The organism is Rhodococcus koreensis (genome assembly GCF_017068375.1).
GTDB lineage: Bacteria > Actinomycetota > Actinomycetes > Mycobacteriales > Mycobacteriaceae > Rhodococcus_F > Rhodococcus_F koreensis.
The window spans coordinates 6,407,182-6,427,532 of sequence record NZ_CP070609.1; the positions used below are offsets into that span (position 1 = coordinate 6,407,182).

The window sequence follows — 20,351 nt, forward strand, 5'->3', positions numbered from 1 at the left end:
GGCGATTTCGGGGAAGTCTCGTCAGTGGCTGACGTTCTCAGCTAATTCACTCAGAGGCTTTCCGCCGGTCTCGGGTGCCAGCCACTGTGACAGCGCCGCTCCGACGAACGTGATCGCCGCGGCGATGAGGACAGTGGTGGACACACCCAGATTCTCGATCGAGATCGGAATGAGGAACAGACCGGCGGCCGCTCCTACCCGGCTTCCTGCTGCCGCGAACCCGGTACCAAGCCCTCGAACTTCGGTGGGGAACACCTCGCTCGGGTAGATGGCGGTCATCGCGGTGTAACCGGCATTCAGGAATGAGAAGAGGAGGAACAGTGCGAGCATGATCATCGGCGGCGCACCCGCCCACAGCCCGGCGATCACCAGCACGATCGCCGCGATCCATTGCGGCGGCACCGTGAGCGTTCGCCGCTTCACCCTGTCGACGACGAGGATGGTTGCGGTAACTCCCAACACGGCGAACACCGACAGGCTCACGCCTCCCAGGAGTCCGGTCAGCCCGAAATCCTTCAGAAGATTGTCTGCAAAGGTCGCGATCGCGAAGTACGGGGTGACGGCGCACGCCCAGAACCCCGCCGTGAACAGTGTGGACCGCCAGACCGAAGGCGAGAACAACATGGCGATCGAGCCGGCCGGTCCGCCACTCTTGGCCTTGACCATATCGGTCATGTAGTCGGTGTCCAGATACTTGCCGACGATCCCCTTGGCCTGGTCTTGCTTGCCCTTGCTCCACAACCAGAGCGGCGATTCGGGCAGGCCGATGCGACCGATCAGAATGGCGGCGGCGATCGGAGTGCTCGTCGCTAGCACGATATTCCAGCTCACCCCGGCCTTGTTGAGGTAGTACCCGACGATGTACGCGACGCAGAATCCGGCGTACCACGCGATGACGGTGCCCCCGAGCAACCGACCGCGTAGGTGTGTGGGTGCGAACTCCGCCAGCAGTGGCCAGCCGACGGCGTATTCGATGCCGACGGCGAGGCCCATCGCCAGCCGTACGAGGAACAGCTCGAGCGGCCCGTCGACGAAGAGTTGCGCGGCTGATGCGACGGTAAACAGGACTATGTCCCAGAACAGGAGCGGCTTGCGGCCCAGTTTGTCGGCGAGCCACCCTCCAATCGGAGATCCGATCATGATGCCGATCAGAGCCGAAGCCGCCTCCAACCCGATCCAGGCCGTGGTCATGCCTACGACGTTCGTCTCGATCGTGTGGGCGACCGGTCCGATGATGCCGAGAATGTAGCCGTCGAGGAACATGCCGCCGACCAGGACGGTGATCAGTCGGATCTGGAACTTCTTCCTGTAGGCCTCGGAAGTCTTGCCGCTTGCGCCCGAATCGGCTGTGGCGTTTCCTGTCAATGGCATGGGAATCTCCTGGACGCGCACCAAGTATCGGACTGTGACATATGGATATCTCCTTGTTACGTCAGCGGATCAATCAGCGCCCGGTTGGGCGGCCCGGCGGACCTTGCGAGTCAGTTGCTTCACACGCGGCCCGGGCGGAACTCGCAACCCGGCCATGCGTCCGCCCTCGCCTGTGGGTCAACGCGAGCGTTGCGGCTCGACGCACTTGGCGGAAGTGTTGGACATCACATTCGGGGCTGCATGAAAGGATGCGCCAGAGGGACCTGATCGGGGGAGAGACGCGGGCGATCCGAGCTGCACTGAGTGAAAAGTAGATACTATTCGGGTGTGAGAAGCGGCCCCCTGAAACTGACCGTCGCTCAGCGTGCCGAGTTGAGTCGCATGGCGACATCCCGCCGAACGACGCAAGATCAGGCCGCTCGCGCGAGGATCGTGTTGAGCTGCACGGAAATGGGCGCGGCAGAGGTGGCACGCCGGAGCGACGTCACCGTTCGCACGGTCGCGAAATGGCGCAAGCGGTACGTCGAGTACGGCATCGACGGCCTGGCCGACGCGCCCCGATCGGGCCGGCCGAGCACTGCCGGCGATGTGGTGCACCGCACTCTGACGTGCGTGCTGGAGCCTCCTCCGGAAGGGGGTTGGACCACCCGAAGCATCGCCGAACACGTGGGGGTGAGCCAGTCGACGGTCTCTCGGATTCGGCGCGAACACTATCCGGCGGCGGGTTCCGCTGCCGATCCTGACCTGCCACCCAATGCGGTTCTGGCGTACGTGCACCTCGAGCCGGGAAGCAGCGTGCTCGTGTTTCACAGTGGTCCCACGAAGTCGGGACGGCCGCACCGGAGTGCGTCGACATCGCGCGAGATTTCAGATGCGGTCGAGGTTCTGTTGTGCGGATCCATCTGCGCTGAGGACGTGCCGCGAGGAATGTCAATCGGTTCGGGTGAACGTTTACGCCGCGCGCTTCAGTACGCGCCGCGGGACCGTGCGGTGACGGCGATACTCGACTTCGAACCTGATACGGCCACCGCAGCGTGGGTGCGCCGAACCCGCAGCATCCGGACGGTGACGGTGGAGAGGCGCAGATGGCTGGAATTGCTGGCTCCTGCGGCATCCGCGATCGACGCACGTCAGCTTCCCGAACTGAACGAGCTGGAACGGGCCATCCGCGGGTGGTATCAGGGTTCTCGCGGGGAATTTCAATGGACTCGTTGGGATCGAACTTCTGACTCAGGTACCAAAGTTAGCTCGGCAGCGGCCGAGGCCCGGCGGGAGACAGACGCGGCGATAGTGGTGGCGGGACTGTGCGAGGCGATTGCAGAGGGCGCCCTGCACGCCGGCCGGGTGATCAATGCGCGGACGATGACCTCGCGGACGGGGCTATCGGCGGGGACGCTCGTCGATGCACTGCGACATCTCGTGGAGGACGGCCTGGTCGACCAGGACCGCGCCGGCCACTTCTATGTGCCGACACCCGCCGAACGCGACGTGCTGGAGTCCTACACGGCTCGCGGCCTACTCGGCACTGCGCTCGTGCGTCGTCTGGCGGCACGCGGCGGTGGAGTTCCAGACACCGTCGACGCCCTGTACCAACGCATCGGACGCAGCGCCGTGGAGGACGAGCCACTGGTCACCGGGTCGCTGGATCTGGACCTCCAAGACGAACTGGCGCGCGCGGCGGACATGCCGCGTATCGAAGCGATGTTCACTCGTCTCACCCTGCAGATCCGCCTGTTCGCGGCCGCACTGGGGGTCACGTATCAGCATCCCGTGGACGGAATCATCACCGATGACGGCCGCGTCCTGGAGGCGATCGGGAGTTCCGATCAGGATGCCGCGATAGCGGCGTGGCGCGAGAAGATCGACAACTGCATCAGATACATGGTGCCGCACCTCGGCCAGCGCAGGCGCTGACCTGGCCTGGTTGCGGCGCACTGAACCTGGCAAGTAGCTGGCAAAGGGTAGGTAAAGGTCTCGCTGGTTGTTCGCGGCGTCTCAGACTCACGCCACGGCTATGAGCACCGTCGCGGTGAGTGCAGCGGCCAGACCGAGCGCCTGGGATCGCCGGAGGCGCTCGCTCAGGAACACGATTCCCACGATCACGGGGAGGACTGGGTAGAGCGAGGACAAGACAACAGCGACGGTGACGAATTCGGTTCGGAGCGCGTACAGGTATGCGGCCAGCGCGGTCGCGGGTTGCCGCTTGATCCGTTCGACGTCTTCGTGCACCTTGCCCTTCGCACGCCTCGGGATGTCCATCGTTGCGTGGAGGGCATCGACCGTGGCGGCGAGGTCGGTGCGTTGCTGCTCGGCGGTGGTGTCCCGGTCCGGATTCGGTTGCCCTTGCGTCACGTAAGTCCCTTGAGAGTGTCGATATCCGCGCGGACGCTGCGACCGGTCCGTTCGGGGACCGGCGGGAGAGCGTCCGGCGGCCACCCAACTCCCGAATTCGAACAGCAGCAACAGAATTCCGGCACCGGATACGCCGGCGCCGATGCCGCATCGGGTGCCCGTTTCCTTCACCTCGGTGAGTGCACGAGTCCCGAAATCTGGTCTGTGATCCGCTCTATCAGTTGAACAGTCGACAACTCGCGCGGATCGGTAGCAGTCCTACCGTGCGGGGTTTCGGTCACTTCGCCGTCCTTTCCCGATGTCACGCTCCGGATGTCTCTTCCCCTCGCGCGCCGCGTCCGGATCGCAGCTGTAACTCGTCGATCAACTTCGACGCGGTCACCTTCGTCAGGTCGTCGGGGACCGTCGCGCCCAACTCCTGCGCCAGGGTGTGCAGGTAGGAACGCTGGGGCCCTGTCATCGGCTCGTCGCCGGTGATCCAGTCGTCCGGGTCCTTCTCCGGTGTGGGGGAGACGTCGTGCTCGGTGGGATCGATATCCGCCATTGCTGTCCTGTCGGTCGGTTGCAGTACTCGGCGACACGATTGCCCGGCGGACGCCTGCGGGAAACTGGGGGCTCCGGTCGACCGATCGTCGGCCGCGGGGCGAGCACGAACGAGGAGGACCGCAGTTTCACCGGACCGGGATACGGGTAGGCGTGACCGATGAACGACGATCAGCACGCCGAGCCGGAACCCGATGATCCGCGGAAGCCGGATTCGCCTGCGGACCTGACGAAACCGTCTTGGTGGTACGTCATCCGGAAGACGGCGCACGAGTTCACCCGCGATCAGTGCACGGACCTGGCCGCGGCGCTGACGTACTACGCAGTCCTCTCACTGTTCCCCGCCCTGCTGGCGCTGGTCTCGTTGCTGGGCGTGTTCGGTCAGGGACAGCGCACCACCGACGCGGTCCTGCAGATGGTCGACGATCTCGGACCGTCCTCCGCTGTGGACACGTTGCGCGATCCCATCACGCAACTGGTCGAGACGCCGACCGCGGGGATGGCTCTCGTTCTCGGCCTGCTGGGTGCGGTGTGGTCGGCGTCCGGCTACGTCGGGGCGTTCGGACGGGCCATGAACCGCATGTACGAAGTCGAGGAGGGGCGTCCCGTGTGGAAGCTACGGCCCCTGATGCTCGCCGTGACCATCGTCGGTCTGGTCCTGGTGGCCGCCGGTGCGGCGATGCTCGCCCTCAGCGGCCCGGTCGCACGCTCGGCGGGAGACGCGGTCGGACTCGGCGACACCGCCCTGACCGTGTGGAACATCGCCCGCTGGCCGTTCGTCCTCGGCATCGTCGTGGTAGCCGTGGCCATCCTCTATTACGTCACACCCAATGTGCGGCAACCGAAGTTCCGTTGGATCAGCGCCGGCGCGTTCCTCGCGATCGTCACGTGGATCGTCGCGTCGGTCCTGTTCGGGCTCTACGTCGCCAACTTCGGCAGCTACAACAAGACGTACGGCTCCCTGGCCGGAGTCATCGTGTTCCTGTTGTGGTTGTGGATCACCAATCTGGCGTTGCTCTTCGGCGCCGAACTGGATGCCGAACTCGAACGCGGACGGGAGTTGCAGGCCGGCATGGCCGCCGAGGACGAATTGCAGTTGCCGCCGCGAGATACCCGGGTTTCGGACAAGAACGCGGAGAAGTACGAGCAGTTTGTCCAGCAGGGCAGGGCATTACGCGAGAGTGACGGTGACACCGCCGACGTCGAGGCGGTGGAGCGGTAACCCGGCGTCGGAATTGTCGGTCTGCATCACCCGGTTCGCCGGGATGCAGCGAGTGGAGGAGAATCTCCGTGTCGAAGTCACTACGTTCCGCAACTGATCCCGGCGCCGTCCTCTCGGACCGATTTCCCCGCGACCTTACGGATGTCGCGCTTACCCATTCGGATGCGAGGATCGTTCTCGACATCGCCGGGCACGGCCGGTGGACTATTACAGTCGACGACGGCATCGCCGAGGTGACCAGGGACGTCGCCACCGATCCGACGTGTACGGTTCATACCGACGCCGACACCCTCGCCGATCTGCTCATCGGTCGTCGCAGCGGTGTGGACGCGTTCCTCGGTGGTGACCTCACCACGCGCGGGAGCCTTGCGACCGTCCTCCAGATCGGAGGCGCGTTCGCCCCGGACGTCGACCTCGTCACGCGGCCGCGTGCGGGGTTCGCACCGCGTATCTCGAGGCCGGACGCGCCGACGCGCCCCCGGTGGTGCTGCTGCACGGCCTCGGGGCCACCAATGCGTCGATGCTGCCGGTTCTCACCGATCTGGCCGAGGATTTCCGGGTTGTGGCACCCGATCTTCCGGGGTTCGGTGCCTCCGATGCGCCGGCCTGGACCTACACCGCCGAGCAACTCTTCCGCTGGTTGCGCGACTTCCTCGACGCCGCGGACGCCGATGGTGCCGTGGTGATAGGCAATTCGCTCGGGGCCGGCTCGCACTGGAACTGGCGATGCGCGAACCGGATACGGTCGACAAACTCGTGCTGCTGTGCCCCTCACCGGCGTTCCGCCGATTCCGTCAACTGGCGCCGCTGGCCCGGTGGTGGCCGGTGGACGTCGCCCGGTTGCCGATGATCGGTCTGCCGCGTGCGGTGGTGATGGCGGGCGCCAAGTCGATGTTCGCCCGCCCCGACCGGGTACCCCAACCGTGGTTCGAGGCCGCCGTCGACGAGTTCGAGATCGCGATGGGCCACGGTGCGCGGCGCCGGGCGGCGCTGTCGGCACTGGTCAACATCTACCTCGAGGAACCGTTCGGCGACAGTGGGTTCTGGGATCGACTGACCACCGTCCGGACGCCGACGCTGTTCCTGTGGGGTCGTCGTGACCGGTTGGTTCCGTCCCGGTTCGCTCGGCACGTGAGCGTGGCTGTTCCCACCGCCGAATCGGTGGTACTTCCCGACTGCGGACACGTACCCCAGTTGGAAATGCCCGACCTGACGATGGGTCTCACACGCCGGTTCCTCGGGTCTCCCGGTGCCACAACGCCGTACCGCGCGCACGCCTGACGCGACCGATACGCGCCGAAACCCGGTGCGTCACGCGGAACGCGAGCAAGCGAGGGGCGTTCGTCGGTGAGCTCGGGATCGGTGTTTGTGCTGGTGATTGAGCGTTATCGAGGTGGGGTAGACGGAGAACATACGCGCACCCACCGCGCACGGTCCTGCGGCAAAACGTCAGCGAGCCTTCTCCGAGGTGCGCCGAGACCACGCCACGGAAGGGTGCGACGATGACGACAAGCGGCATAATCGATGTACCGGTCGGTCAGTTCCGGTGGAGCGAAGGAGATCTCCTCGACGGGCGCACGCACGGAGCACCGGCATGACCACAGCGATACAACCCGCGGCAACAGCAGGCGGCCCCCGGTCGAGCAGCCTCGCCGACGTCATCGACACCATCCTGGACAAGGGCCTGGTCATCGATGCCTACGTGCGCGTCTCGTTGGTCGGCATCGAAATACTCACGATCGACGCCCGCGTCGTGGTCGCAAGCGTCGACACCTACCTGCGATTCGCCGAAGCGGTGAACCGGCTCGAGATCGGCAGCGAACCGAAAGGCCTGACCGACCTCGCGTCGGATGGCGCCGAAGGCGAGGAGGAATCGACGGCGAGGGACTCGATCGAATCCGGTGACGACAAACTCGGTGGTCTGTTCGGTGCCGACGAAGAGCCCGAACGAGAACGGGTTTCGCGTAGATCCACCCGGGATGACAAGTAACGGCTACCTCCGTGCCTTGTATCGAAGACCCCTTAACGTTCCGACGGACCCGGGAACGTCGACGCGGCCGGTCGTTCCACTCGAGTCCGGGGCCGCCCGCAATCGCAATTTCCGGCCGCACGCGAGTGAGACCGATCGGATCGGACCCCGTGACCTGCCCAACCGGCATCTAGGACCGCGCGGGGCGTCGGAGTGCGACCGCCGCCATCGTCAGCGCGACGGCATCCTCGGCAAGCGCGGCCTGCCAGTCCGGCATGTGCCCGCCGGCCCACTGCCGCCACCACGCGCCGCCGTACGAGCCGGCGACGGCGCCGACGGTTCCGATGATCAGAGCCGACGCCGTGTCCGCCCGGTCGCGGCGGGCCAAAGCTGCGGCGCCCCCGCCGCCTGCGGTGAGGCGTCCGGTGAGCGCGGGCGGGGAAAGGCGCGACGGGATGTTCGGGTTCTTGTCGGCGACCAGTTCGCCGCCGACGACCGCAGTCGCGCCGATCAGACGGGTTCGATGTGCCGATCCGGTGGCACTCGCCAAGAGTGCCGCGGCGATGCCGGTAGAGCTCCGCAGGCCGCTGGCCACACCGATCACGGCAGACCGGACGGTGCTCGACCGTTCCGCCGCTGCGGTGGCCCGGTTCCGTGCGGCCGCGTCCTGTTGGCGTAGGACGGTGGTGACCGTGGCGCCGTAGACCAGGTGCGGCACGAGGTCGCTGAACCAGTCCTGCGTGGTCCACGTTCGGGGATCGCTGATACCGCGCAGGGCGATCGGGATGTCCGTGGCCGCCATGGCGGCGAGTCCGACGCCGATCGTTCCCGCGGTCGGGGTCAGGCGGGCTCCGGCGAAGCGGACGAGGGAGGCGGCCACGCCGAGCCCGGTGCCGACGACGATTCCGCCGAGTGCCCCGAACGCCGACCGCCGCGCCGCGAGGGCGTCTCCGCGCCCGGGAATCGCGACGCCCAGGGCGGATGCAACGGATTCGACGGTCCTCTCCGGGACGGTGCTCGCGGGACGGCCCCGGATCGCCATGTCCAAGTATGTGACGGCGTCGAGCATCGTGGTGCCTGCGGCGCCGGCGACGATGCCGGTGGTGAGAGCGTTCATCGGCTTGTTCCCCTCGTCCAATCGAAGACATAGGTTTCTCCGCAGCATCCCCCGACGGCGCACCGGGCAAACGCGAGCTGACGGAGCGGGGTCATTTCCGGGCCGATCACGGCGTAGGTGTGACAGATGCATCTCGACATCGAAACTGCCGAGCAGGCCGAGCTACCGTCCTCTGGTCGGATGAGTCGCACGGCACGTGGTCTTCAGCGTGCTTTGGGGGCCACGTACCTCGTCACAGTCGCGAGCACATACGAGAGGACGAATCCGGCGGTGCTGCCCCAACTGTCGACGGCCGGACGATGGACGCCGGCGATTCCTTGGCGGAAGTCCTGTCTGCCGGCATCTTGGGCAAACCGGTCCGCGCATTGGCGACGGCCACTCGGAAGTTGAGTGCTGCAAAAGGTTTGGAAGTTCATACTGAATGAGTTCGGAGCGGGTGTTGTCGGTGTTCATCGCCCGTGCACGAGACCGGTGAGCATCCAGTGCGCCACCAGGGATCCGGCCGCCTCGATGAGCGGTGAGTGGGGTTGCGTCCATGCGACTCTGTGCGCTGGCACTGGAAGGGTGAAATGAGGCCGTGCGACGATGGGGCTTGAGCTCAGACGAGGACCAGGCCCTCGACCGGGGTGGTGGCTTCGAGCACCGGTTGCGCGCCGAGATCGAACAGATCGCGCGATCTGCGTGCCGAGCACGCCAATATTCAGGGCACCCCGGAGGTGATCACGAAGTCCGCGCGGGATGTGGTTCCCGGTGCCGAGGACGCCGGCATCACCCTGGTCACCCGCGGCAGGTCCTTCCAATCTCGGGCGACGACGTCGTAGCTGCGGAAGAACATCGACGACCTCCAGCACCGGCTGGGTGACGGGCCGTGTGTGCAGGCGATCTGGAACCACGAAACCGTCCTCGTCACGGACATGACCACCGAGCAGCGGTGGCCGAGGTTCGCCCCCGAGGCGGCCGGCATCGGGGTCCGGTCGATGCTGGCATTCCAGCTCTACACCACCGAGCACACGATGGGTGCGTTGAACCTGCATTCGAGCCGAGCGAACGCGTTCGACGACGACTCGGTCAGCATCGGCGGCACCTTGGCCACCCATGTGGCGATCGCGTTGATCGCCTCGCTGCGGGAGGAGCAGTTCCGCGATGCCCTGGCCTCCCGGGACCTGATTGGTCAGGCCAAGGGCATGCTGATGCAGCGGTATTCGATCGACGCCGACGAGGCCTTCGCGATCCTGACCCGACGGTCCCAGCACTCCAACATGCCGCTCAACGAGGTTGCCCTGAATATCATCGAGCACGGACCCGACCCTGCGAAGTGAGCGACGGTGGGTCGGGGAAACACGTTATTCGCTGCCGTTTCTCCCTGGTCGTGGGTTCATCCGGGCCAGAGACGGATTGCCCGGGCGGTTTTCGGGGAAAGCGGTGAGTCAGGGCCGGTGCTCGACCGGTAGGGACATCGGTCCAGGTTCTGCGGGTTGACCAAACCAGCCCGCGGGACCGTTCCCTAGTCCGGTCGTCCGGCTCGCTGGTGGGCGGTGAGCAGGAGGTGGTCGAACCGGGTGCGCAGGCCGGTGTCGGGTTCGCACTCGCTGAATCCCCTGACGATCTGTTCGGCAATCGCGCGCAGTCGGGTGTTGGTCTCCTGTGAGCGCCAGGTCAGGATGTCGAAGGCGCGGTCGGCGGAAATGCCGTAGACCAGCATCAGCGCACCCTTGGCCTGCTCGATCACCGCCCGCGACTGCTCGAGTTCGACGACCACTTCGTCGACGGAGTCTTTGACGTCGGAGCGGTGGGAATTGGTGATGTCGATGTAGAACCCGCTCGTGCCGACCACCCGACCGGTGCCGTCGAACATTCGGTCACCGACGACCACGACCTGGCGAATGTTGCCGGCGGTGTCGATGATGCGGTGCTTGCTGCTGAACGGTTCGGCGTCGTTGATCATCCGGTCGAGGACCCGGGCGACGTGCGACTGGTCCTCGGGATGCTTGTGGGAGAGCAGCAGTTCGGTGACCGGCGTCACCTCGCCGGGTCGGTACCCGTGCATCTGGGCGACGGCGTCGACTTCATACCGGTGCGCCGCCGCCAACGTCTGCGTCACCGCCTGGCTGACCCGGGCGATCCCGTCCTCGTAGAGGCATTGGTCCACCCCGATCGACTCGCCCAATCGGGTGGCGCACCCGCAGTCGCCTCGACGATCTGCAACTGCGCCGAGTTCGAACCGATATCGAGTACTCCGAGCCGCACACCGGGCGAATACCCCGGACTTGCAGAGCGAACCATCGAGCGAGATCGTTTCCGTGACCTCCCAGGCCGCCATCCTCATGCTGTGGGTGTTCGGATCCGCAAGGGTGAGGAGTTCGACGCCGGGACGCGCTCCCTGGGTCGGGCGGCCGCGTGGCGGGTCCGTCGGGTGTGGCGGGCGCGTTCGCTTTCGGACATGCCGCCCCAGATGCCGTGACTTTCGGCAGTGAGGGCGTGGGCGCGGCATTCGGTGAGGACGGGGCAATCCTGACAGATGAGTTTGGCGGTGTGCTCGCGCTGGGCGCGGACGCGGCCGCGTTCACCGTCGGGGGAGAAGAACACCTCGGTGTCGGTTCCCCGGCAGGAGGCGCGGCGCTGCCAGTTGCGGTCGATGTGGTGGTGCGAATGATCAGGCATTGCGGGATGGGTCGCTTTCGGAGTCGAACAGTGACGCGATCCGCCGGCAAGAGCAGGGCACCTAAAGGTGCGGGTGGGGACCTGGGCCGGTCGCCGACGGTGTGACCGAAGAGATCGATGTCGGAGCGTGGTTTGGTATGGCCTCCTCGCGGGTTCGGATTGTCGGGTCGGGCACGGTGGCCGGGAAGTGTTGTGCAACAAGCATCTTCACTGTGTCGGGGTTTCACGCCTGATGTCCAGGGACGGGGTAGTGGCAGACCACGGCCCGGATGGCAATCAGTGCTGGACCGGGTCCGCAGGCGAAAATAAACGGTGTCGGTGCGGTGATGCCATGGCTCGACATCGGGGATCAGGAGGCACCCGGTATCGGAGGCCCCGCACCCTTTACGTCTCGAAAGAGCGGGTGAAAGGGTGTGCTGCTGATGCTATCGGCACACCGGTGGACGGTTGCGGGGAATCGCTCGACAGTAACTGGCATCACATCGGCCGCCTCGAGCCGCCTGAGTATGAGCACCGGTGACCAGGCCGGTCCAGAACGCGCCGGGCGGGTGCGCTTGATGGCACATCCCGCGCACGGACACGGACTGGTGAACCGAGACGATCGAATGGGTACAAGTGTTGACATGAGATGGCCTTTTTCCGCAGGGGCCGGTACTCAGACGCAGCGACCCCAAGCGGGTGGCTGGAGTACCTGGCTGCGCAGAGCGCTGCAGCACCCGGGCTTGGTGTCCGCCGTGAAGTGCACGGTGGCGGTGCTGACCGCCTGGTTGCTCGCCGATCGGGTGTTGCAGAGTCCGGAGTCTTTCCTTGCGCCCTACGCCGCCTTGTTCATCATCGGCACCACGGTCCGCAGCTCGGTGTCCGCCGCCGTACGTCAGGTCACGGTCGTTATTCTCGGTGTGCTCGTTGCCGCGTTGGCGGCAGGCACCCTGCCTGAACTCGCCGCCATCGCAGGTGCGGTCGCGGTCGGGACGATTCTCGGCCGCAGCCGGTGGTTGGCGCCGGACGGGATGTGGGTAGCGATCACCGCGCTGTTGGTAGTGCTGTACGGATCGGCCACGAACGCAGCTCTGGTGTTTCATCGCGTCCTCGATGTCACCGTCGGTGTGCTCGTCGGCGTCGCGGTCAATGCTCTCGTGCTGCCTCCCGACCAGCTTTCCACGGCCCGCGACCTGATTCTGCAACGTGCGCATGAACTCTCGACCCTGCTCGCCGATCTTGCCCACGGCCTCCGGTCAGGCCGTCACGACAGTGATCGAGGACGGCAACGGGTGTGGGATCTGCACAAGTCGACCGGCGCCGGCGTTGCGCTGCGCGAGGGCCGGGAAAGCTTGCGCGGCAACCTTCGTAGCCCCGGCTGGACCAAGGTAGGCGGATCGCAGGTGTACCTCCCGATAGCAACGGTTCTCGACGACACCTTGCTGTACGTGTCAGTCCTGGAAGTCGCGGTCGAGGCGCTCACCGACGCCGATGATCGGCAGGCAGGGCCCCCCGGCGTCCACACCGGAGCAACTTCGGCACGAAGCAGCGGCGCTACTCGAGGCATTCTCGGCCGCATTCGACGAACTCACCTGGGACCCGGCCCACCATCGAGAGCCCTACCTGCACGTCGTGCAGACCGCTCTGCCTGAAGCCCGCTCGCGCCTCGAGTCGTTCGAGGAATCGGTCCGACGACACCAACCCCTACCCGGTGCGTGGCCGGCGATCGCCTTGGCCGCGGATGGTCTGTGGGCCGCGCTTGCCGTGCTGGACATTTCCGACGAGCACTGACGCGCAACTTGCAGCAACATCCGTCGCCAGACGTCGAACCGATAAAATTGGGGAGCGCTGCGCTACAAGGATTTGCGATCCTCATGGCGACGGGGATACCGCGCGACCCCGCTCGGCCGCATCGCAACGAGACAGGCGCGATACACGGGGATTGCCCACACTGAACTGCTGGCTGCTCTTCCGTCGAGCGGACCGGGCCGGAGCGGGCCGGACGGACCGCGAGCCGGGGTCTCTGGATCAGGAGGAGGTCACGTCCACCGGGGAGTCCGGCACGAACCCAGCACCCGCCGGTGCGTCGCTGCCGCCAGGCGACGCGGAGCCGGTGGCACCGCCCGACGAAGGCCGCACGACCAGCACGAAGGAGGGTCGCCCATGCTCAGATGCCGGAGCTCGACCGGGCTGTGTGGTGATGCCCTGAGCTGGGCACTCTCGGGTATGGGATCGAACGCAGGCAGCCCCACCAGCTCTTCGGCCGCAGCCCTCGGCGGTCGTCTATTGCAACTGGTCGGTGACCGGGATGCCGCCCGACTCTCGTGCGAGGTATCCCGGGTGTGCGCCGAACTGCACCCGACCGGGGGCCGGCCGGTATACGGCGATGTGCTTGCGTGGGTTGTCGACGCCACTGTCGGTGTGGTCGTCGCGCGGCTGGGTGGCGCGGGTCCGGAGGAGACGTTGGTCCTCGACGTCCGCTTCGCGGAAGGACGGTACGTCGACGGCGACGCTTTGCCGGCGTCGGAGCGTTGGGTGCTGCGGACGGTGTCGGCGTTCCTCGCCGAGGATCTGGTCGAGGAAGAGCGGTCGCTCACTGCCGCTGAACAATTCGACATCACCCTGCGCGCGGAAATCTTGGCAGACGCCCTGATCTGGCTGGACTTCGTTCTCGATGTCGACCTTCCCGACCCACCAGACATGGCCACCGCACAGGAAGGGTGACGGCTCGGGCACCGCCCGGGTGTCTTCGGTGACGGCCTCACCGCTGTGAGGCTTTTGTGGTCGGCGGGCCGGCGATGAGCCGGAAGACCGGGCAAACGCCCCTCAGCTCGAGCGAGTTGGTCGGTGGTGTGCGGTGAGCAACAGGTGGTCGAACCGGGTGCGCAGGCCGGTGTCGGGTTCGAGCTCGCCGAATCTGGCGACGATTCGTTCGGCCAGGGTGCGGAGCCGGATATTTGTTTCCTGGGAGCGCCAGGTCAGGATGTCGAACGCGCGGTCGGCGGGGATACCGTAGACCAGCATCAGGGCCCCTTTTGCCTGCTCGATCACCGCCCGCGTTTGCTCGAGGGCGGCGACGGTTTCGTCGACGGAGTCTTTGACGTCGTTGCGGTGGGAGTCGGTGATATCGATGTAGAAGCCGGTCGTGCCGATGACGGCGCCGCTGTCGTCGTGCATGCGGTCGCCGACGACCACGACCTGTCGGACCTTGCCGGTGGTGTCGATGATGCGGTGTTTGCTGCTGAACGGTTCGGCGTCGTTGATCATCCGGTCCAGGACCCGGGCGACGTGCGGGTGGTCCTCGGGGTGTTTGTGGGAGAGCAGCAGTTCGGTGGTCGGGGTGACTTCACCGCGCCGGTAGCCGTGCATCAGTGCGACGGTGTCGGACCATTCCCACCGTTGCCCGTCCAGGTAGAAGCGGAAACTACCCACCCGCTGTGGCTCACCACCACCGAACACCTGCTCTGAATCCACGACTACTTTCTAGCGCACCGTCACACGGTGCGCAGGTGCTATCAGACTCGAAGCGTGAAAGATACGAATCGGATGCGGAAGGCGAGGGCGCCGAGTACGCCCGCGGCGGGGGGCAACGTGGTCGACCTTCGCCGGAATCGGCTGCGGTGCCCGAGCGTAAAACAGGCGTCGGAGGGGTAATCGCTGGAACAGCCCAGTTCGCCCTGCCCGGCGGCTGGGCGCGACTCTGCGAGTCCCCGCGGCTCCGTGAGGCCGCACTGTGTCGCGGAGAGGACTTGTTTCCCGTCCGGCGGGCTCGAAGTTGAATCCGGCATGGAACGGTGGGTTGGACGCGGGATCGTCGGGTAAGCGGTCGTCATGAGCGCAATCACCGAGGCTACCGATGTGGCGGGGCAGGTGTGCGAGTTCGACGCCACCATCACCGAGCAGCATGCGGACGAACGGGTGGCCTGGAATTCCGACTCCGGTCCCAACCACGCCGGGGTCATCACCCTCCATCGATTCGACGACGAGAAAACGCCGGTGATGGCGTCGAGAGGTCGATCGATCCACCCCTGACTCGACAGGGTCTCGTGATGGTATTGCGCTGCAGTAGCTTCCGAGTAATCGTGACAGCCCGGGCGGCGAAGGGTGCCGAGCGTGCAGCGCTCGGCATTCACAGATCGGCGGAACGAATGGCGGAAACGGGGGTGAACAAGGTGAGCGCCCGGCCGCAGAGCACCACCGAGTTGCGGGTCGAGGCGGCCCGGGATCAGTTGCCGATCATTCGGGCGGTCGCGCGGACGTTGGCCCACCGGCGCGGCTTCCTGCTCACCGAGATCGCGGACATCACCCGCGCGGTCGACGAGGTGGGCGCCGCGCTGATCGATGCGGCGACGCTCGGTTCTCCACTGCGCTGTTCGTTCGAGGTGTCGGGGTCTGCTTTTCTGCTGACCACTGCGGTCACCTCGCGCCGAGGCCTTCCGCAGTACCCCGGTGCGAGGTGGCGGTCGCTGGAGGCACTGACCGACCGCGTGCTGACCACCGACCTGCTGGGGGAGTCGTCGGGCGAGCGCGAAGTTGTGGTGGCGTTCATCAAACAGCGCCGCGGACGCCGCTGAGGCGACCATTGCCGGATGATACGTCGACCGATGGTCCTTGCAGGTCAGCCGGCCGCGGCGACCCTCAACGTCTTCAGAGTCGAATCAGTGGCGTCGGGCACGGCCATTCGCGCGGCGTGTCCGCTGCGCAGGTAGTCGATGACGGCGGTGTCGAGTCGTTCGCCGGGCACGACGGCCGGAATTCCCGGCGGATACGGGGTGAGCTGTTCGGCCGCGATCCGTCCGGCAGCACTGTCGGTAGCGATCATCTCCGCCGTGCCGAAGAACGCATCACCCGGTTCCATCTCGGACTCGAGCTGCAGTTCTTCGGGGCTGGGGAGGTCGCGGGCGCGAAGGAGGCGGTGGCAGAGCTCATCTCGGTGAGGGCCCGAAGCAGTCGGTCGGTGGTGTGCTCGTCGTCGGCCATGGACATGGTGGCGAGGAGGCGCCGGTGGTCGGCCATGCCGACGTCCAACCGGCAGTGGCTGCGGAGCCAGTCGGCGCACTGGTACCCGGTCGCGCCGGTCGCGGTGTGACTCTGCTGAAGATCAGGCCCGCGACGATCGATTTGTGCGAATCACGGCCGACGATCAGGCCGCCCGGGTGGTTCCCGGCAACGGCCATCATCGCTGCCTTCACCGACAGCGAGCTCCCGCAGGTGGAGAAGAATGCCTGATCGGCTCCCGCCGCCTCGGCCATGTGGTCTTCGGCGTCGGCGAGATAGCGGCCGCTCGAGGTGCGGTCGTCCAGACCGAAGGCGGCGAGTACATCGGAACGGAACGGGTCGATCCCGAGCACCTCCGTGACGCGTCGATCGGCGCCGCGGCCCTGCCGGTGCCCGGGCGGGGTGAACAACCCGTACCGGTCACGGTGGTGGTAGTCGGCCAGTGCCTCCAACATCGGTGCGGGTGACTGATCCATTCGATCCGGGTACCGAGTCGTTGCGGGTTGAACTCGCAACAAACGCGCGCGGACGGGCACCGCCCCCACACCAGTGCCGTCTACCCCCGTGGGCCGACGTGGAAACAGGAGGCTCGCCCATGGACCGCTGTCCGGGTGCGGCCGCCGATTCACCATTTCGTGGGCCGGGTACCCGACACGTGACTCGCCACTGATCGGAGAGGTGCATGAGCGAACACACCCCGCACGCAATCGACTACCCCGGCCGCACCGCGGACATGGCCGAAGAACCGCAGGACGAGATGCGCGCGTACCGGGGCAACGAATTGCTGAAAGGCAAACGGGCGCTGGTGACCGGGGGTGACTCGGGAATCGGCCGCGCCGTGGCGGTGGCGTTCGCGAAAGAGGGCGCCGACGTGGCCATTGCCTACCTCGAGGAGAGCGACGACGCGGCGCACACGGCCGAGCTGGTCGAAAAACAAGGGCGGCGCTGCCGCACCTTCGCCGGCGACCTGGCCTCGCCGGCGCACTGTCGCGACGTGGTGGCCCGCACGGTCTCGGAACTGGGCGGACTCGACATCGTCGTCAACAATGCCGCCTACCAGGAACCGGTCGACGACTTCCTCGAGTTGTCCGATGAGCAGTGGCGGCGCACGTTTTCGGTGAACATCGACAGCTACTTCCACGTGACGAAGGCGGCGGTACCGCATCTCGGCCGGGGTTCCGCCATCATCAACACCGGTTCGGTCAACGGATTGCGCGGGAACAAGTCGCTGATCGACTATTCCGCGACCAAGGGTGCTGTGACGGCGTTGACGTATTCGTTGGCTCAGACCTTGCTGGATCGCGGAATTCGCGTCAATTGTGTTGCTCCCGGACCGGTCTGGACACCACTGATCCCGGCGACCATGGACGAGGAGAAGGTCGCGGAATTCGGGAAGCAGGCCCCCTACGGGCGGGCCGCCCAGCCCGACGAGATCGCGCCGTCCTACGTGTTCTTCGCTTCCGGTCTGCTGTCCTCCTACTACTCGGGGGAAGTGCTCGCCCCACTGGGTGGCGAGACACTGCCGGGCTGACGGCGTGCCAGACCTTCGAAAAGTGTTCGAGTCGACAGGAAATCGGGATGTGGTGGACGTGAATGTACTCGAGCGAGGTGTGCGTCGGCTCGAGCATGCTGAAACCCTGGACCGCCCCGCGGGCGCGGTCGTGACCGCGATCAACAAATGGCTCCCGGCGGGCCAGCTCGAGGATGCGTTGTCCGGCACCGATCTCGGGCACCCTCTGCACCCACTTCTGGTCACCGTCCCTATCGGCGCGTGGGTCAGCGCCGGATTCCTCGATGCCCTCGGGGGCACGAGCGCGCGGCAGGCCGCGACAAAACTCGTGGGGCTGGGCGCCCTTGCGGCAGTGCCGGCCACACTCACCGGCGCGTCGGAAATGGGCCGACACGCTCGGCGCCGAGCGCCGGGTCGGTGCAGTCCACGCGGCTAAGAACATTTACGCAGCGTCTCCGGAAAAAGACCAGCTGAGGATGTTTTTGCTCTGCGGACTGCTGTCGGAGCACCTCGCCCGAGGATTTCGTGCAGGTGGGGGAGGAATATGCCGTGCTGAGGCGGCAGGCGGCAGGCGGCAGGCGGCGCTCGGACGAGCGCCTTCGTGCTCAGCTACATCACGAACACCGTAGGTTTGACTCGCGGCCGCTGCCACCGGACCGATCTTCGCCCGGAACTGACATTGCGCGGCTGGGTTCGGCGTTGTCCCTACGGCTGTCGGTGTTCGGCTTGAACAGCGAGCACAGGAACGGGAGAGTCGAGAATCAGTCGTTGCGTGACGCTCCCGAGCAGCGCTTTGCCCACCCGTGACCGGTGCCTGATGCCCAGGACGAGCTTGCTCACCTCGTGCGTGGCGAGCTCGTCGAACACGGCCTGCACCGGATCGCGATCGTCGCGACCGATACGTTCGATCACCTCGATAGGCACATCGGTGGGTAGTTCGGCGACGTCGAGGTCATGCAACGCGAGGTTGATGACGACGAGGTTCGTATCGAACCGGCGTGCTTCGGAGATTGCCGCGTACAGAGCTGCTGTCCCCTCCGAGTTGTCCGCTACGGCGACAACAATTGCCATGCGTGGCGTCCTTTCCAAGTTCGGCGGTTTGCCGGTTCAACGGCGAGCAGAATATGCGGCGCTGTATTCTTCTTCGAATTCTTCGAGGGTTTTCCCACGGGTTTCCGGGACGTATCTGACGATGAAGATCCATGACAGGACCCCGAGACTGGCGAAAATGAAGAATGTCGGTGCAATTCCCAGCGACGCCACCACCGGCGGGAAACCAAACGCGACTCCGGCATTGGTCATCCACAATACGAAGACACACACTCCCATTGCCAGGCTGCGAATCTTCAGGGGAAAGATTTCCGCGAGCATGAGCCACGCCAGCGGCCCGAGAGTTCCTTGCATGGAGAACACGAAACAAACCACGAACACCAAAATGAGATACGGCTTGATCACGGATCCGTCGGGAAGGAGCAGAGCCGACAATCCGATGAGGATGTGGAAAGTCGTGATCAGCCCGTATCCGACGAGGAGCATGGTGCGCCGGTTGACGCGGTTGATGAGCATGATGCCCACTGTGATGCCGAGGACGCTGAACAGGCCGTTGAGTGTGTTGGCGACGATGGCTCCGTCGGCGGAGAATCCGGAGTCCTCGAGCAGCTGGGTGCCGTAGTACATGATCGAGTTGATGCCGGTGACCTGCTGGACAATTCCGAGACCGATGCCGATGAACACCAGGCGCCGGATCCACGGCACAGCGAGGTCGGTCCATCCCCCGGTCTGCGCCTTTTCTTCCTCTTCGGCGAGTTGATGGACTTCGGCCATCTCGGCCTCCGCGCGCCTGGGTGAACGGACTTGATGCAGGACGGCGAGTGCGTCGTCGTCGCGGCCTTGGGAGCTGAGCCAACGCGGGCTTTCGGGCATGCGAAGCATTCCGATGAACAGTGCGAATGCGGGGAGCACCGCTATGAGGAGCATGAACCGCCACACCGCGGAGTGCTCCCCCCAGACGTTGAAGATGATTGCATTGATCACGAAGGCAGCGAACTGACCCGAGACGATCATGACCTCGTTGCGCGTGACGAGGGACCCTCGCTTTTCGAAGGGGGCGACTTCGGCGAGGTAGACCGGCACGGTGACCGACGCGCCGCCGACGGCGATGCCGAGGATGAATCGGAACGCGCCGAGGACCTCCCAGGTGGGGGAGAAGACGCATCCGAGCGTGCCGAACGCGAAGACCCCGGCCAACATCAAGATGTTGTGGCGGCGGCCGAACCTGTCCGAGAGTCGCCCACCGATCAATGCGCCGAACGCTGCACCGATCACCAAGGCACTCACGACGAACCCTTCGGTGAAGGGTGTTAGCCCGAGGTCTTCCTTCATCGGCTTGAGGGCACCGTTGACCACTCCGGTGTCGTATCCGAACAGCAGTCCGCCGAAGGTTGCGACCACGGCGATCATGCCGAGCCGCTTCGAGTGCGGTCCTGGTTCGTTGGGCGGAAGATGTGCGGCGACGCGGGACTGCGGCGATGCGGGGTGAGTCATGTCGGGGGCCTCTCAGGGAACAGGGCAGCGTGCGGAGAACGCGAGCGGCGAGTGCAGGTCGGCTGCTCGCCTGCCTCGCCGGTGC

The 20,351-nt window shown here is 65.8% G+C and carries 19 protein-coding genes and 5 pseudogenes; 13 read left to right on the plus strand and 11 right to left on the minus strand.

What is annotated here, in order from left to right:
* Window positions 1-21 precede the first annotated feature (21 nt).
* Window positions 22-1,371: an MFS transporter gene (locus tag JWS14_RS29160; RefSeq protein WP_206014979.1), complete on the minus strand. Its 1,350-nt coding sequence runs from the start codon at window positions 1,369-1,371 to the stop codon at window positions 22-24.
* 381 nt (window positions 1,372-1,752) lie between these two features.
* On the opposite strand from JWS14_RS29160, the pseudogene JWS14_RS51830 reads away from it, so the two are divergent.
* Together JWS14_RS51830 and JWS14_RS50230 are read left to right on the plus strand one after the other, a co-directional pair.
* Window positions 1,753-2,058 (plus strand): annotated as a pseudogene (locus JWS14_RS51830) (helix-turn-helix domain-containing protein); the annotation flags it as partial.
* Window positions 2,059-2,661: 603 nt separating this feature from the next.
* Window positions 2,662-3,285, plus strand: a complete 624-nt coding sequence (locus tag JWS14_RS50230; RefSeq protein WP_241031492.1) for a GntR family transcriptional regulator — start codon at window positions 2,662-2,664, stop codon at window positions 3,283-3,285.
* A gap of 87 nt (window positions 3,286-3,372) precedes the next feature.
* Here the strand turns inward: JWS14_RS50230 and JWS14_RS29170 are convergent, their stop codons facing one another.
* Window positions 3,373-3,723, minus strand: a complete 351-nt coding sequence (locus tag JWS14_RS29170) for an EamA family transporter (protein WP_206014981.1) — start codon at window positions 3,721-3,723, stop codon at window positions 3,373-3,375.
* A gap of 301 nt (window positions 3,724-4,024) precedes the next feature.
* Window positions 4,025-4,267: a DUF3072 domain-containing protein gene (locus JWS14_RS29175; RefSeq protein ID WP_072946794.1), complete on the minus strand. Its 243-nt coding sequence runs from the start codon at window positions 4,265-4,267 to the stop codon at window positions 4,025-4,027.
* A 159-nt stretch (window positions 4,268-4,426) separates the two neighbouring features.
* Between JWS14_RS29175 and JWS14_RS29180 the strand changes: the two genes are divergently transcribed.
* The 4 genes and pseudogenes from JWS14_RS29180 (at window position 4,427) to gvpJ (ending at window position 7,478) form a co-directional block, all read left to right on the plus strand.
* The gene (locus JWS14_RS29180) at window positions 4,427-5,488 is read left to right on the plus strand and encodes a YihY/virulence factor BrkB family protein (RefSeq protein ID WP_072946793.1); all 1,062 of its coding nucleotides are present in this window, start codon (window positions 4,427-4,429) and stop codon (window positions 5,486-5,488) included.
* Window positions 5,489-5,556: 68 nt separating this feature from the next.
* A pseudogene (locus JWS14_RS50240) lies at window positions 5,557-5,826 on the plus strand (alpha/beta fold hydrolase); the annotation flags it as partial.
* Between the two features lie 182 nt (window positions 5,827-6,008).
* Window positions 6,009-6,769 (plus strand): annotated as a pseudogene (locus JWS14_RS50245) (alpha/beta fold hydrolase).
* Between the two features lie 313 nt (window positions 6,770-7,082).
* On the plus strand, window positions 7,083-7,478 hold the full coding sequence (gene gvpJ / locus JWS14_RS29190; protein ID WP_072946790.1) for a gas vesicle protein GvpJ: 396 nt from the start codon (window positions 7,083-7,085) through the stop codon (window positions 7,476-7,478).
* Between the two features lie 169 nt (window positions 7,479-7,647).
* Here gvpJ and JWS14_RS29195 read toward each other — a convergent pair whose 3' ends face one another.
* Complete coding sequence (locus JWS14_RS29195; protein WP_206014982.1) at window positions 7,648-8,574, minus strand: hypothetical protein; 927 nt, start codon at window positions 8,572-8,574, stop codon at window positions 7,648-7,650.
* A gap of 700 nt (window positions 8,575-9,274) precedes the next feature.
* Window positions 9,275-9,409, minus strand: a complete 135-nt coding sequence (locus tag JWS14_RS51215) for a hypothetical protein (protein WP_259375894.1) — start codon at window positions 9,407-9,409, stop codon at window positions 9,275-9,277.
* Window positions 9,410-9,446: 37 nt separating this feature from the next.
* On the opposite strand from JWS14_RS51215, the gene JWS14_RS29200 reads away from it, so the two are divergent.
* Window positions 9,447-9,893 carry a GAF and ANTAR domain-containing protein gene (locus JWS14_RS29200; protein ID WP_241031493.1) on the plus strand — a complete coding sequence of 149 codons (447 nt, stop codon included), beginning with the start codon at window positions 9,447-9,449 and terminating at the stop codon, window positions 9,891-9,893.
* A gap of 185 nt (window positions 9,894-10,078) precedes the next feature.
* On the opposite strand, the gene JWS14_RS29205 is transcribed toward JWS14_RS29200, so the two are convergent.
* On the minus strand, window positions 10,079-10,696 hold the full coding sequence (locus tag JWS14_RS29205) for a PAS and ANTAR domain-containing protein (RefSeq protein WP_420855147.1): 618 nt from the start codon (window positions 10,694-10,696) through the stop codon (window positions 10,079-10,081).
* Between the two features lie 200 nt (window positions 10,697-10,896).
* Window positions 10,897-11,235, minus strand: coding sequence for a WhiB family transcriptional regulator (locus JWS14_RS29215; RefSeq protein ID WP_072937596.1), 339 nt, complete (start codon window positions 11,233-11,235; stop codon window positions 10,897-10,899).
* A gap of 725 nt (window positions 11,236-11,960) precedes the next feature.
* On the opposite strand from JWS14_RS29215, the gene JWS14_RS29220 reads away from it, so the two are divergent.
* Both JWS14_RS29220 and JWS14_RS29225 read left to right on the plus strand, forming a co-directional pair.
* A complete protein-coding gene (locus tag JWS14_RS29220; protein ID WP_241031494.1) occupies window positions 11,961-12,866 on the plus strand; it encodes an FUSC family protein in 906 nt (301 codons plus the stop codon).
* 574 nt (window positions 12,867-13,440) lie between these two features.
* The gene (locus JWS14_RS29225) at window positions 13,441-13,938 is read left to right on the plus strand and encodes a hypothetical protein (protein WP_206014983.1); all 498 of its coding nucleotides are present in this window, start codon (window positions 13,441-13,443) and stop codon (window positions 13,936-13,938) included.
* A 102-nt stretch (window positions 13,939-14,040) separates the two neighbouring features.
* Here JWS14_RS29225 and JWS14_RS29230 read toward each other — a convergent pair whose 3' ends face one another.
* Entirely contained in the window at window positions 14,041-14,688 is a 648-nt protein-coding gene (locus JWS14_RS29230) for a PAS and ANTAR domain-containing protein (protein WP_206014984.1), read from the minus strand.
* 381 nt (window positions 14,689-15,069) lie between these two features.
* On the opposite strand from JWS14_RS29230, the pseudogene JWS14_RS29235 reads away from it, so the two are divergent.
* Window positions 15,070-15,219: pseudogene (locus JWS14_RS29235) on the plus strand (SRPBCC family protein); the annotation flags it as partial.
* 158 nt (window positions 15,220-15,377) lie between these two features.
* Window positions 15,378-15,788 carry an anti-sigma factor gene (locus JWS14_RS29240; protein ID WP_241031693.1) on the plus strand — a complete coding sequence of 137 codons (411 nt, stop codon included), beginning with the start codon at window positions 15,378-15,380 and terminating at the stop codon, window positions 15,786-15,788.
* Between the two features lie 44 nt (window positions 15,789-15,832).
* Here the strand turns inward: JWS14_RS29240 and JWS14_RS29245 are convergent.
* A pseudogene (locus JWS14_RS29245) lies at window positions 15,833-16,688 on the minus strand (Orn/Lys/Arg family decarboxylase).
* 206 nt (window positions 16,689-16,894) lie between these two features.
* On the opposite strand from JWS14_RS29245, the gene JWS14_RS29250 reads away from it, so the two are divergent.
* Together JWS14_RS29250 and JWS14_RS29255 are read left to right on the plus strand one after the other, a co-directional pair.
* Window positions 16,895-17,743, plus strand: a complete 849-nt coding sequence (locus JWS14_RS29250; RefSeq protein ID WP_095863548.1) for an SDR family oxidoreductase — start codon at window positions 16,895-16,897, stop codon at window positions 17,741-17,743.
* A 58-nt stretch (window positions 17,744-17,801) separates the two neighbouring features.
* A complete protein-coding gene (locus JWS14_RS29255) occupies window positions 17,802-18,158 on the plus strand; it encodes a DUF2231 domain-containing protein (RefSeq protein ID WP_143548919.1) in 357 nt (118 codons plus the stop codon).
* A 269-nt stretch (window positions 18,159-18,427) separates the two neighbouring features.
* Here JWS14_RS29255 and JWS14_RS29260 read toward each other — a convergent pair whose 3' ends face one another.
* Both JWS14_RS29260 and JWS14_RS29265 read right to left on the minus strand, forming a co-directional pair.
* The gene (locus tag JWS14_RS29260) at window positions 18,428-18,793 is read right to left on the minus strand and encodes a universal stress protein (protein ID WP_206014985.1); all 366 of its coding nucleotides are present in this window, start codon (window positions 18,791-18,793) and stop codon (window positions 18,428-18,430) included.
* A 36-nt stretch (window positions 18,794-18,829) separates the two neighbouring features.
* Window positions 18,830-20,266, minus strand: a complete 1,437-nt coding sequence (locus JWS14_RS29265; protein ID WP_072937591.1) for a sugar porter family MFS transporter — start codon at window positions 20,264-20,266, stop codon at window positions 18,830-18,832.
* Window positions 20,267-20,351: the final 85 nt, after the last annotated feature.